16 protein-coding genes are annotated in these 12,666 nt (G+C 45.0%); all 16 read right to left on the reverse strand.

Annotated features, from left to right (window positions below; genetic code table 11):
* Positions 1-100 precede the first annotated feature (100 nt).
* Complete coding sequence (locus QFZ78_RS09300) at positions 101-373, reverse strand: HU family DNA-binding protein (RefSeq protein WP_029193008.1); 273 nt, start codon at positions 371-373, stop codon at positions 101-103.
* Positions 374-619: 246 nt separating this feature from the next.
* Positions 620-2,098 (reverse strand): stage IV sporulation protein A, encoded by a 1,479-nt coding sequence (gene spoIVA, locus QFZ78_RS09305; protein WP_056614411.1) that lies wholly within the window; start codon positions 2,096-2,098, stop codon positions 620-622.
* 305 nt (positions 2,099-2,403) lie between these two features.
* Positions 2,404-3,153, reverse strand: a complete 750-nt coding sequence (locus tag QFZ78_RS09310) for a hypothetical protein (protein ID WP_307546930.1) — start codon at positions 3,151-3,153, stop codon at positions 2,404-2,406.
* 24 nt (positions 3,154-3,177) lie between these two features.
* Complete coding sequence (locus QFZ78_RS09315) at positions 3,178-3,525, reverse strand: 2Fe-2S iron-sulfur cluster-binding protein (protein WP_307546932.1); 348 nt, start codon at positions 3,523-3,525, stop codon at positions 3,178-3,180.
* Between the two features lie 31 nt (positions 3,526-3,556).
* Positions 3,557-4,144: a nucleotidyltransferase family protein gene (locus QFZ78_RS09320; protein ID WP_307546934.1), complete on the reverse strand. Its 588-nt coding sequence runs from the start codon at positions 4,142-4,144 to the stop codon at positions 3,557-3,559.
* A 27-nt stretch (positions 4,145-4,171) separates the two neighbouring features.
* Positions 4,172-4,465 (reverse strand): 2Fe-2S iron-sulfur cluster-binding protein, encoded by a 294-nt coding sequence (locus tag QFZ78_RS09325; protein ID WP_307546936.1) that lies wholly within the window; start codon positions 4,463-4,465, stop codon positions 4,172-4,174.
* Positions 4,466-4,486: 21 nt separating this feature from the next.
* A complete protein-coding gene (locus QFZ78_RS09330) occupies positions 4,487-4,666 on the reverse strand; it encodes a DUF2768 family protein (RefSeq protein WP_307546938.1) in 180 nt (59 codons plus the stop codon).
* A 103-nt stretch (positions 4,667-4,769) separates the two neighbouring features.
* The gene (locus tag QFZ78_RS09335) at positions 4,770-5,051 is read right to left on the reverse strand and encodes a stage VI sporulation protein F (protein WP_307546940.1); all 282 of its coding nucleotides are present in this window, start codon (positions 5,049-5,051) and stop codon (positions 4,770-4,772) included.
* A 76-nt stretch (positions 5,052-5,127) separates the two neighbouring features.
* Positions 5,128-6,171 (reverse strand): NAD(P)H-dependent glycerol-3-phosphate dehydrogenase, encoded by a 1,044-nt coding sequence (locus QFZ78_RS09340; protein ID WP_307546942.1) that lies wholly within the window; start codon positions 6,169-6,171, stop codon positions 5,128-5,130.
* Positions 6,172-6,295: 124 nt separating this feature from the next.
* Positions 6,296-6,898: a glycerol-3-phosphate 1-O-acyltransferase PlsY gene (gene plsY / locus QFZ78_RS09345; protein WP_307546944.1), complete on the reverse strand. Its 603-nt coding sequence runs from the start codon at positions 6,896-6,898 to the stop codon at positions 6,296-6,298.
* Positions 6,899-6,911: 13 nt separating this feature from the next.
* On the reverse strand, positions 6,912-8,237 hold the full coding sequence (der, locus tag QFZ78_RS09350; protein ID WP_307546946.1) for a ribosome biogenesis GTPase Der: 1,326 nt from the start codon (positions 8,235-8,237) through the stop codon (positions 6,912-6,914).
* Between the two features lie 131 nt (positions 8,238-8,368).
* On the reverse strand, positions 8,369-8,548 hold the full coding sequence (locus QFZ78_RS09355; protein WP_307546948.1) for a capping complex subunit for YIEGIA: 180 nt from the start codon (positions 8,546-8,548) through the stop codon (positions 8,369-8,371).
* Positions 8,549-8,554: 6 nt separating this feature from the next.
* Positions 8,555-9,460, reverse strand: coding sequence for a YIEGIA family protein (locus QFZ78_RS09360; protein WP_307546950.1), 906 nt, complete (start codon positions 9,458-9,460; stop codon positions 8,555-8,557).
* Complete coding sequence (locus tag QFZ78_RS09365; RefSeq protein WP_307546952.1) at positions 9,460-10,086, reverse strand: YphA family membrane protein; 627 nt, start codon at positions 10,084-10,086, stop codon at positions 9,460-9,462. The genes QFZ78_RS09360 and QFZ78_RS09365 overlap by 1 nt, the downstream gene beginning before the upstream one ends.
* A gap of 130 nt (positions 10,087-10,216) precedes the next feature.
* Positions 10,217-11,275, reverse strand: coding sequence for a type 2 isopentenyl-diphosphate Delta-isomerase (gene fni / locus QFZ78_RS09370; RefSeq protein ID WP_307546954.1), 1,059 nt, complete (start codon positions 11,273-11,275; stop codon positions 10,217-10,219).
* 29 nt (positions 11,276-11,304) lie between these two features.
* Positions 11,305-12,609: a 30S ribosomal protein S1 gene (rpsA, locus tag QFZ78_RS09375; protein WP_307546956.1), complete on the reverse strand. Its 1,305-nt coding sequence runs from the start codon at positions 12,607-12,609 to the stop codon at positions 11,305-11,307.
* Positions 12,610-12,666 lie beyond the last annotated feature (57 nt).

Consider the following 12,666-nt stretch of genomic DNA (forward strand, 5'->3'; position numbering starts at 1 on the left):
ATTGTAAAGGCATTTTCTAGTAACAATAAAGAAAGCCGCGACAGCTTTTAGCGGTCACGGCTTTGTTGTTATATAACGTTCAATAGTATGTAAAACGCGATTATTGAATGCCATCTTTAAGTGCTTTACCAGGTTTGAAAGCTGGAATTTTGCTTGCTGGAATTTCGATCTCATCACCAGTCTGTGGATTACGTCCTTTACGAGCAGAACGTTCACGAACTTCAAAGTTACCGAATCCAACTAGTTGTACTTTATCTCCGCCTTGCAGCGCTTCGGAAATTGCATCAAAAACAGCATCAACTGCTTTAGTTGCATCTTTCTTGGAAAGCTCAGAGGTTTCAGCAACCTTGTTAATCAATTCAGATTTATTCATGCCATTCACCTCCCCCCAAGATTTCTCACTTCCGTTACTTCCTGTTTTCACCGTTTCTTCAGAAAATATACATTATCCAATGAAAAATCGTTGATTTTCTTAGTAAAAATGAACTTCGAAAGCAGACGAATAAATTTATAGTAATACACTCCGACAGCAATTTCAAGTATCGCTTTCCAATTTATGTGGGTATTTTGGCTATTAAACGACAAAAAACACTCTTTTGAGTGTTTTTTGTCTACATATTTACAAAATTATTGCAATTAAACCGCCAGATCCTTCGTTAATAATTCGGCCAAGTGTCTCTTGCAGTTTATAACGGGCATTGTCCGGCATTTGGGCAAGTTTCCCTTGAATCCCCTCACGAACGATCGAATGAAGCGATCTTCCGAATATATCGGACTCCCAAATTTTAAGCGGATTATCTTCAAAATCCTGCATGAGATAGCGGACAAGTTCTTCACTTTGCTTCTCCGTACCGATAATCGGTGAGAACTCCGACTCTACATCCACACGAATCATATGAATAGACGGCGCTGTAGCCCGTAAACGGACACCGAACCTAGATCCTTGACGGATTAACTCCGGCTCATCCAAAGCCATCTCAGCGAGCGTCGGAGGCGCTATGCCGTAGCCTGTCGTTTTCACCATTTCAAGTGCTTCGGCGAATTGATCATATTCTCGTTTTGCATGCGTGAAATCCTGCATTAACTGAAGCAGATGATCTTTGCCGCGAATTTCTACCCCGACAACTTCGACCAGAATGCGGTCATATAATTCATCAGGCGCAAACAGGTCGATCTCCGCTACACCTTGCCCCATATTAAGTCCAGCCAAAGCGGCTTTATCAATAAACTCATATTCGGCGAATTGACTGACGACACGATCAACGTCGCGCAAACGTCTAATATCTTGAACCGTATCACGTACGGAAGCTTCGAATTGAGTCCGCAGCCAATGATTCTCGTCCAGAACCATCACCCAGCTTGGCAAGTTCACGTTCACTTCATGAACAGGGAACTCGTAGAGCACTTCACGCAGCACAGAGACCATTTCTTCTTCTCCTGCACTCGCTACACTCATCGTCACAACAGGGACGTCGTAGCGGCTTTGCAGCTCGCTTCGCAGCTCAAGCGCAGGTTCACTGTTCGGTTTCTGCGAATTAATGATGACAATGAAAGGTTTGCCTACTTCCTTCAGCTCATTAATGACTCTTTCCTCTGCCAACACGTACGAAGACCTCGGAATATCAGAAATCGTACCATCGGTAGTTACAACAACACCGAGTGTCGAATGTTCCTGAATGACCTTACGTGTTCCAATTTCAGCTGCTTCCTGGAATGGAATCGGTTCATCGAACCAAGGTGTATTGATCATCCGCGGTCCGTTCTCGTCTTCATAGCCTTTGGCGCCATCGACTGCGTAACCTACACAATCAACCAGGCGAACATTCACATTCAGCCCTTCGGCCACCGAAATTTGGACCGCCGTATTCGGTACGAATTTTGGCTCCGTTGTCATAATCGTGCGGCCAGCAGCGCTCTGCGGGAGTTCATCGGTAGCCCGGATCCTATCCGCTTCACTTTGAATGTTAGGAAGCACTACAGATTCCACAAAACGCTTAATAAAGGTTGATTTTCCTGTCCGGACCGCTCCGACAACCCCCAGGTAAATGTCCCCTCCCGTTCGTTCTGCAATGTCCTTAAAGATATCCACTTTCTCCAAGAGAATCCCTCCTACAGTTTGGTCGTCAACTGACTCTTGTGACGGTAACAATTGACTACTCGTACATTCATTTGGACTAGTAAGAAATATATGTACTTTCGATAGAAATATGATAGATGCGTATAATCTTTTTTTTGCCGCTCATATTTTATGAAGCACATACGGCTTTCCTTATAGAACCATATTTAGTGGACCTTTGACGCTAGATCAAAGTCTCACCACATTGAAAAAATATATGATTGACTTGTATGGGTTATTCTGAAAATCTAAAAAAACCTCTTACAGATTTCTGTAAGAGGTTGCGTCTATTGTTTATTCTGAGGCATAGGCTGATTGTTTTGCCATACATACGGGTAGCTGCGTATTGGTACGAAATAAGATTTATTCACGAGAATCTCTCGCAAATCCTGATCCGACTTCAAAGAGCTACCTAACGAATTGCTTTGGATTAGCAGCATAATGTCCATCGCATAATCAATCGCTACATCACCCGTTTGCTTGTTCACCAAATAGGTTATGAAATTTTTGCGATTGTAAACGGACTTGATCTCGGGAGATTTCATGCCAAGCTTATCAAAATCAATATAATCAAAAGCTTCATTAATAGCAATGCCCGGAGGCAGGTTACCATCATGCTTCACCTTATAATCATTGATCTTCTTCTGGACATCCTCCACACTTTGATAAGCAGATAAATCCATCAACTTAACCAATGGCTTTGTTTCCACATCGACCAGCACGTAGATAAAAATGCCGCCGCTTTCGAACGCGTTTGCCGGAACGGTGCTCAACAGATTGTTTTTTTTCAATTTGCCAAAATCGATCACATATTTCTCATAGAGAGGCGTTGTCATATCACTATTCTTGATCGGAAGAACGCCGTTCTTTTCGTGGTAGAGATCAACGGCCTGCTGAACTACGGTAATGAACTCAGCCGGGTTAATTTGATTCTCTTTACGCATTTCCTTAGGATAAGCACAGCCACTGAGCAGCAGGACTATACAAAGAGTGATCCCTATCCATCTACCCTGTAAAAGGTTTCGAGCTATTTTCACGACACAATCATCCTATCTTTTTTTCTAAAATAAATCGTCTTCCTCGGCCTGCCTCGCAAGTTGGGCACGTATGGCGGCCTTCAGAGGATCTTCTGGCACCGTTACCTGTACAGAGCCAATTACACGGGCCTGACAAGCAAGTCGGAAGCCCTCGTCAGCCTGGGTCCCAAGCTTTAACCGTTCATTCACATTCATAGGTGCAAGACCACTAGGATCACTAACCTTTACCTTACACATAAGGCAAGCCGCCTTGGCTCCGCAACGGGTACGGATGTGAACCTTAGCTTTACGCCCTGCATCGAGCAAGGTCGTTCCAGTTCGAACACTTATTTTTTTGTCATCGGGCCAAAAATGTACTTCTGATCCATTCATCGCGTCCACCTTCTGATAGGCTATCTCCCTGCTATTTGCTTGAATCTATCAACCGTTCCAGCTTCCGCTCAAACTCGCTTCCCCATCGGTTTCTTTGCATTAAATCGCTTAGCGCCTGCATATGCAGTTCTGGAAAAGCTTTCATGGTTTTCGCAATAGCCTCAAAGCGATCAGGACGATTACGAAGTAAATTAAAGAGGAGTTCATGGGCTAACGGCATTATTCTAACTTCATGCTCGTCGATCGTGACCGAATGGCTATGATTTTCCCAAAGATACGAAGCTTCCACCTGGTAAGAAGAATGCAGGGCATTAACCCTGAAATCACCTACGACTTCCACAGCATTTCCATTGATCAAATAATGACTAAGGATTGAAGCATAAATCGGGGTTTTACTATGAATCGGCACATCCACCGAATAATCTAATAAAGAAGCATGTACAGCAGTTACATCGTTATCATCTACATAGATATCCAGATCTCTTGGACTTCTTCCAATATCTACGTTTTGTAAAAGCAGTCCGCAGCTTCCACCGATGAGCCATCGTACGTCTGGAACTTGCAATAAATGTGTATGGATGGTTATAATCGTTGGTAGTAACGGCTCCAGCAGGACCAAGATGCCCACACCTTTCAGGCAAAAATTTTAGAAATAAGGTTTATGCGTAACGGAAATATGGCCGGATTGCTTCACTACACACTGGCATGCTAATCGATAGCCCTGCTCGATCTCCTCAGGCTCCAAACGACTCTCTTCTTCATCCGAAGGCAATGACAACAGTTCTCGGCCTGAAGCTACATAACAACGGCATCTAGCGCAAGTGCCCCGTGTACATGAAAATCCCCAATCCAAATCTTCTTTGAGCGCGTGGTCCAGAATCGTTAATCCGGTAACCGACTCTATCGTTTTCTGCGTTTTGCGTGTTTTCAATTCTAACATCGATATCTCGCCTCCAGGTTGCTAAAACAAAGATAGCAGCATGTAAAGTAAAATCGGGATAAATAGGAAAAAAGCAATCACAGATAACACAACACGAAGAACTCCTTTGGTTCGAGTTCTTGCGTAAGAAATTAATAATGACGCGACTACCATGAGTCCGATCGCCACGAATGATGCCCACATTTTGTCTAAACTTGACATAATCTTAACTCCTTATGTATGAAACATTCAACTTGATCACCAGTAAGTATAGCATAGGATGAGAAAAAAAGCATAAAGGGGAACGATCTCCCCTTCATGCTTTTTATTTCTTGCCCATCATCATGTTCATTAATTGCTGCATATTGTTGGAATCCAGTTTACTGCTTTTAACTGCCTGAATGATATCATTGATGGTTTCTTCTGATACCTTCACGTTCACTAAACCAGAAACTTGTTTGATGAGTTGGCGAAGTTGAGCTTCACTTTGCAGGGTAGAAGGTTTCACACCACTGGCTAGCTTCTCAATATCTTTAGATGTAACGGATTTACCCGTTTTCTTTTTCACCACATTTAATACGTCTTTCGAGATATCCTTATTCGACAAATGTGCCGCCTCCCTATACCTTGGATGACTGGGTCTTCTAAGGTATAGTATGAATGCGGATAGGATGTGGTGTAGGCTACTTCAATACATTTGTTGCTGAGCCGCCAGCTACCTCTTCAATCTCATGGGTTCTGACGCGCCCCATCAAATCTTGTGCAGCTAGCTGAGGCGACTTCCCCTCGAAGAGAACGTTATGTAACTCATCTGTAATCGGCATGGTTACGTCAAATCTCCGGGACAACTCATAGGCAGCTTTCGTTGTCTTCACGCCTTCTACGACCATCCCCATCTCTTCAAGAACCTCGTTCAGGGGGATACCATTGGCTAATTTATTGCCGGCACGCCAATTCCTGCTATGCTGACTCGTACAAGTCACGATCAGATCGCCTATCCCTGCTAAGCCGGAAAATGTAAGCGGGTTGGCTCCCATTGCCGTGCCTAGTCGAGCAATCTCGGCTAAACCTCTCGTCATTAGAGCAGCCTTTGCATTATCACCAAAGCCTAAGCCATCGGTCAGACCTGCGCCTAGCGCAATAATATTCTTAAGTGCCCCTCCAACCTCAACACCGGCAACATCCGGATTCGTATAGACACGGAAGTAGGAATTAATCAGCAAATCCTGCGCGGCTTCAGCCGCTTCCAAGTCTTGGGCGGCGACTACGACAGTCGTCGGACACTTGCGAATAACTTCCTCGGCATGACTTGGACCAGAAAGGACGACGAGCCGCTTCGCGTCCATTTCTGGAAGCTCATCGGCAAGAACCTCGGTCATACGCTTTAGCGTGCCCGTTTCAAAGCCTTTGGTCGCATGAACCACTACAGTATCCTTCTTCAAGAAAGGACGCATCCGTGACGCTACTTCGCGCATGCCAGATGAAGGTACGACCATAATAATCGCATCTGCATCCTCTACCGCTTCCTGCAGCGAGTTTGTCGCTACGATTAGCGGCGATAGCTCTACATCTGGAAGAAAGCGGCTGTTACGATGCTTCTCATTTATTTCTATAACCTGATCCTCATTACGAGACCATAAAAGCACTTGCTTCCCATTATCCGCCAGTACCGAGGCAAGTGCCGTCCCCCAACTTCCAGCTACTAGGACCGATACTTTGTTTGACAAGGTTACCCCTCCTAAAAGATTTCGAAGAAAACTTACTTCGTAAGCATTGCTGAGTTTTGCTTTAGCAAAACTGGCATCGTAAGCATTACAGAGTTTTCTTAGAAAACTTGCATCGTGAGATTAGCTAAGCCCTTTTCTGACCCAACTTATTTTCTTTACCCTGAATGAGCTTCACAATATTCGTACGATGACGCATAAAGGCAAACGCACACAACAAAATGCTAATCCACAGAATTGGCAACGGTCGGTCCATCCCCCAAATAAGAAAAGGTAAAAGTGCAGTTAGAATAAGGGAGCCGAGCGATACGAATCTGGTGACCGCAATGATGACGATAGCTGTTAAACCAGCAATTAACGTTGGAATGAAGCAAAGCGTGGCCATAACGCCGATGGTGGTTGCGATACCTTTACCACCTCGGAAGCCGAAGTAAACGGGCCAATTATGTCCGACGATGGCTGCTAATCCACTTAATACACGAATCCAGATGTCATCGGGTCCGGGAGCTGCCCATGTTCCAATCCACACGGCAGCAACTCCCTTCAAGGCATCAAGCATGAGAACTAAGATGGCAGGTCCCTTACCCAGAACACGGAGCGTATTTGTCGCCCCCGCATTGCCACTCCCGTGTTTGCGTATATCAATGCCTTTGAACCATTTTCCGAATAAATAACTAAAGCTTATGGAGCCTAATAAATAACCCGCTACAATTGTTATTATCGAAAGCAATGCACAACATCTCCTATTCTTTGTCCGATGATTTCCTGCGGCTTAAGATACGAATCGGGGTTCCTTCAAATCCGAAGGCAGCACGAATCTTGTTATCCAAGTACCGCTCATATGAAAAGTGCATGAGCTCAGGCTCATTCACGAAGAGCACAAAGACAGGAGGCTTAACCGCAACTTGTGTCACATAGTTAATACGCAGGCGTTTACCTTTATCCGTTGGAGGCGGGTTGTAGGCTACTGCATCCGAAACAACGTCATTAAGAAGATGTGTCTGTACCCGTAAGGCATGATTCTCAGCAACTTGAACAATAACAGGCAACAGCTTGTGCAAGCGCTGTGTCGTTTTGGCTGAAACAAACGCAATTGGAGCATAGCTTAAAAACAAGAAGTGATCACGAATAGTTTGTGTAAAATGCTGCATCGTCTTATCGTCTTTATCCACGATATCCCATTTATTTACGACAATGACAATCGCTTTTCCTGCTTCATGCGCATAACCGGCAATATGCTTGTCCTGTTCGATAATGCCATCTTGTCCGTCGATGACGACGAGTACAACATCCGCACGTTCGATTGCCTTCATGGCCCGCATGACACTATATTTCTCTGTATTTTCGTATACTTTGCCTCTTTTACGCATACCAGCTGTATCAATTATGACAAATTTCTGTCCATCCCTTTCAAATGGCGTATCGATCGCATCGCGCGTCGTACCAGCTACTTCACTAACGATGACCCGCTCTTCTCCCAGAATGGCATTTGTCATCGAAGATTTACCGACATTCGGGCGACCGATCAAGGCAAATTTCACGACTTCCTCGCCGTATTCATCCTCTTTTTTGTCAGGGAAAAGTGCACACACAGCCTCAAGCAAATCCCCGATTCCGATACCGTGAGAGCCCGAGATTCCGATTGGATCACCAAACCCCAGAGAGTAAAATTCATAAATATCATCTTGTCGCGCGAGGTTATCTACTTTATTAACAGCAAGTACGATTGGCTTTTTGGAGCGGAATAGCAATTGAGCAACTTCTTCATCCGAAGGTGTTACACCGGCTTTGGCATCCACCATGAAAATAATGACATCTGCTTCTTCAATGGCAAGCTCCGCTTGAATACGAACAGATTTGAGGATTGCATCCTCCCCTTCAATTTCAATACCGCCTGTATCAATGACACTGAATGCGGTATTGAGCCATTCTCCTACGCCATATAATCGATCACGTGTAACACCTGGTTTATCTTCCACAATCGCAAGACGATCGCCTACGATCCGATTGAAAATGGTGGACTTGCCGACATTTGGTCGGCCAACAATTGCAAGTACAGGTCTAGCCACTACTCATTCACTCCTTCGAATTCCATGATCAGCCATGGAAAAATACGCAACTTACATCATAACAAAAAAGACACAACTTGGCTAATCTCATTTGAGACTCCATAAGAAAACATGCGGGCACACCAGCTATTTCAGGTATGCTTGACCAAAATCATCGTGCCATTTTTCAAATCGTGAGCATTAGCATCCAATATCTTTTCTAGAGAGAAAGAAACCTTTTGAAGCTCATCTTCCTTATCCACAACGAAGATTGGAGCCCCTCCACCTATTCGTTCCTTCGTCAAGGTTACAATCGCAAGGATTTTCGACATCCTGATTTAGGCCTCCTTCTTTTTGTTTACACCCGCTTCAGATGGCATACGAACAGCACTTTCCAACACGGGCACCCGATGAAGAGCAATATACGTTTTCTCTACATCTTTCTCCTGCAGGAGGAGCAGTATGGCTAATGTGCCTGAATTCATATCCAGCTTAGCCATCGGACGCAATGAAGGCTCTCCTTCATCTCGGTAAGCACCAAACAAGGTTGAAATATCATGAAGAATAGCTTGTCTTTGGCCTAAATGAGCTAACGTTACGCGGGCATTGCGATTTTTGGGTTTAATTAAGAATCCTAGCCCGTGTTCAAGTATTTTGTCACGGCTGTCTGCGAGTCCAACGTTCATCATATAAACTGAGCCGACGAACAGATCCGGTCCATCCATACGAATATCGACAGGTTCGATGTCTGCAATTTTCGCAAGTTTGTTACCTGATTTAAAAAAGTTAGCAATCCAGATGGACAAAACCCCTGCAAGGATCCCCCAATACCATGCAAACAAGATACTGAAAAAAGAAGCAAGAAATGCAGAGAAAATAACAAGATAATTTCTTCCCTCGAACACCATCGCTATCCCTTCAATATATGCCGCTCCTCTTGGAACTAACTCTAATTCATCAACCTTGGATAGACTTTGTCTTTCCATATTGCGCACATCGCGAAACTGTTGAGCGGCTAGCGATAAGAAGGTGACGGCCGTATAATTTTTGTCCAGTAAAGCAGGGACAGCCACGGCACCTAGTCCTGCTGCGATAACACCAAGGGAAATATGAATAATCTTACCATGAGGATAAGTCGGATATTGCCTGTAGTCCGTTCTTAGCATATTCAGACGTGCCAGAATGCCAAAAATAACCCCCACGATGATACCTATCGTATAACGGTGCGAATAGAACCAATCCATTACTTCTTCCAGCCTCCTCTTCGGTCCATCCAGCTGCGAATGAGACTTCGGCAGCCGTTATAAGCGGATTGAAGGATGATGGTCATCGTCCTTGCCGCAAAAACAGATAGCCACCATTGGTCTTGAAAAGTCGCCTTACCGACATGATGGTAGCCATCTACTGGATGAATTCCCGCTTGATACATATCTCCTAGTAAGTAGCCAATCGATAGTGCTGCGATCTGCTCCCATGCACTGCGCTGTAAAACGAGAGCTACAACGGCAAGTAATAAAGCCGTATCCCATTCCGAGTTACGAATGATAAGTATGGGGTCCATCTCAAGCAGCTGCTGCAACAAGAAATGAAGGGAACCTAATAAGAGGCCGATGGAAAGTAAATGAAGCTTATGTATGAATCCTTTTGTCTTATAGAGAATACCCAGAACGATGAGCAGAACCCAGACATAAACGAGCCCCACTTGAACATGCTGGATTGTTACGGTTATCCTGGAAAAGACAATCCACGAGACAAAAAAAAGAAGCATGCCCTTGTGCGATATACTTCTGATGTACAGTTCTTTCCATCCACTAGCGAATAAGATCAACGTGATACAAAGGAGAATTAAAGACAAATAACCGGAGTTCATAATCGGACCACCCTACCATGCAAGACGATCAAGTGACAAAATGCCACCAACCTGCCTGCGGATCTTCAGGGCTTCCACTCCAACTTGACGAGGGAAGCACTGCCTGATCTTTAGTATGGCAATATTTCAATTATTTACTCCGACTGGCTCTTTCTGCATATGAAGTTAAGTGAATACCTCTAGCCCGGCACCATTCTGCCGTTTCGCCCATAATAACAACTGGACAATTTCCCAATGCCTGAATCGTATTAGCGCCTAGCGCTGTCATAATAAGAATAAGACCTTGATGAAGCTCATCAGCAAAATGATGCAGCGCATCGACTCCCTCGCTGCGCAAAACCCTCAAGAATGCGCCAGCCATGCCTACCGCTGAAGCACCAAGGGTTAACGCTTTGGCAGCTTCCAAAGCGTTCGTAATACCGCCAGAGGCAATAACCCCGCCTCGCGGATAAACCGAGAGTGCCTCTAACAAAGCGATGCTGGTTGGAGTACCCCAATCGTTCAACCACTCCAAAGCCGCTGAACGTCTGGCATTCTCAATGGCAGCAAAATTCGTGCCGCCAGAGCCGCCGACATCCAAAAAGCGGACGCCGATGTCCTGCAGCTGCTTGGCGTTATCCTTCAGGATTCCAAAGCCAACTTCCTTCACAATGACGGGTACCTGTACTTGCCGAACAATAGCCTCAATGCGGCCCAACATGCCCACAAAGCTGCGATCTCCTTCCGGCATAATGAGCTCCTGCATAACATTCAAATGAATTTGAAGCGCATTCGCTTCAATCATATCGATGGCGCGGATCGCTTGTTCGGTGGTTGCCTCGCTGCCCAAATTCGCGAACACGATCCCTTTGGGATTTTCGCGGCGAACGACTTGATAGCTCGAGGCAACTTCACTGTTTTTAATTGCTGACATCTGGGAACCAACGGCCATTGCCATGCCCTTTTCCCTTGCCAATATGGCCAATTCGCGATTAATGCTTTCCGTCTCCTGAGCGCCGCCCGTCATGGCATTAATTAAAATCGGCGAACTCATAATGAGATCGCCGATTTCCGTAGTTAATGCTATTTGATCCGTCGAAGTCTCAGGTAGACAGTTATGCACAAGCTTGATATCCGACAGCCCTTGCTGCCGAGATTGGCCAAGCTCCAGCGCGTAATGGACATGCTCCATTTTGCGTGAGATGCGCATTCTTATGGTCCCCCTAAACGTCGTATCATTTACTTTTTGAATTTGGAAAGTTTATCGCCAAAACGCTCGCCAAGTGTCATGGACAGACCTTGATTGCTCAAGGACACGTTCTCATTACCAGCAATCTCTTTTTGGTGACTTGCGCTGTTTCCGCGGTCACGATCGCCTCTTGGTTGTCTTTCTCTGTCTGGTTTAGAAGCAGATGGAGCCGCTGCACCAGCCGGAGCTTCTGGAGCTTCCTCTGTATCTTTAATGCTTAAGCTAACGCGTTTCTCAGCCGTATTGATTTCTAAGATTTTCACTTGAACTTCTTGGCCTTCTTTCAATACTTCATGCGGAGTACCGATGTGACGGTGAGCAATTTGGGAAATATGCACAAGTCCTTCAACACCAGGAGCCACTTCAACGAATGCGCCGAAAGCTGCAAGACGTTTTACTGTACCTGTTACGATATCGCCAGCTTTGAACTCACGTTCAACATTGGACCAAGGGCCTTCTTGAGTTGCTTTGATGCTCAAGCTGATTTTATCGTTGGAAGGATCAAGCTTAAGGATTTGCACCTTCACTTTGTCGCCTTCTTTGACTACATCGGATGCTTGTTCTACATGGTGCCAAGCTAGCTCAGAGATATGCACAAGACCGTCGATGCCACCGATATCAATAAACGCACCGAATTGAGTCAAGCGTTGAACAGTACCCTCTAGTACTTGACCCACTTGAAGGCCTTCGATGATTTTCTTTTTGTTAGCTTCGAATTCTTCATCTAGAACATCTTTTTGAGACAGGATCACTTTGTTTTTCTCGCGGTCGATTTCTTTTACACGAAGACGCAATGTGCGGCCTTTGTAAGAAGAGAAATCTTCAACGAATTGACGCTCAACCATGGAAGCCGGTACGAATCCACGTACGCCGATATCCACAACTAGTCCGCCTTTTACAACTTCAGATACAGTAGCTTCAATGATTTCTTTGCTATCCAACTGACCTTGCAGTGACTCCCATACTTTGCTGTTGTCAACAACACGTTTGGAAAGAACCAATGTTTCTTTCGCATCATTGATTGAAACAACTTTCAATTCAACTTCTTGTCCAAGCAGTGTTGCTTCTGCATCGGTAGAAAGTTCACGAACTGGGATAACACCATCGTATTTGTAACCGATATCCACGAAGGCTTGATCTGCGTCTACCTTAACGATTTTGCCTTTAACGGTAGCGCCTTTCTTCAGCACAGCAACGTTGTTAAGCGCGTGCTCAGCTTCTGCTTGCGATACGGCTGTTTCTTGTGTTTCTTGTACTTCTTGCGTTTGATCTTCAACTTTTACTTCATCTGACATGGGATTACCCTCCTCTAATTACAACCAACAAAAAATAATTTATAAGTCACAAAGCAG

This window comes from Paenibacillus sp. V4I5 (assembly GCF_030817255.1).
In the GTDB taxonomy this organism is placed as follows: domain Bacteria; phylum Bacillota; class Bacilli; order Paenibacillales; family NBRC-103111; genus Paenibacillus_E.

Coding starts and splice junctions, on each gene's coding strand:
- QFZ78_RS09300 (WP_029193008.1), bottom strand. CDS start 373: ATGAATAAATCTGAATTGATTAACAAGGTTGCTGAAACCTCTGAGCTT.
- QFZ78_RS09315 (WP_307546932.1), bottom strand. CDS start 3,525: ATGAATGGATCAGAAGTACATTTTTGGCCCGATGACAAAAAAATAAGT.
- QFZ78_RS09325 (WP_307546936.1), bottom strand. CDS start 4,465: ATGTTAGAATTGAAAACACGCAAAACGCAGAAAACGATAGAGTCGGTT.
- QFZ78_RS09330 (WP_307546938.1), bottom strand. CDS start 4,666: ATGTCAAGTTTAGACAAAATGTGGGCATCATTCGTGGCGATCGGACTC.
- QFZ78_RS09355 (WP_307546948.1), bottom strand. CDS start 8,548: ATGTCGAAAATCCTTGCGATTGTAACCTTGACGAAGGAACGAATAGGT.
- QFZ78_RS09360 (WP_307546950.1), bottom strand. CDS start 9,460: ATGGATTGGTTCTATTCGCACCGTTATACGATAGGTATCATCGTGGGG.
- QFZ78_RS09365 (WP_307546952.1), bottom strand. CDS start 10,086: ATGAACTCCGGTTATTTGTCTTTAATTCTCCTTTGTATCACGTTGATC.
- fni (WP_307546954.1), bottom strand. CDS start 11,275: ATGCGCATCTCACGCAAAATGGAGCATGTCCATTACGCGCTGGAGCTT.
- rpsA (WP_307546956.1), bottom strand. CDS start 12,609: ATGTCAGATGAAGTAAAAGTTGAAGATCAAACGCAAGAAGTACAAGAA.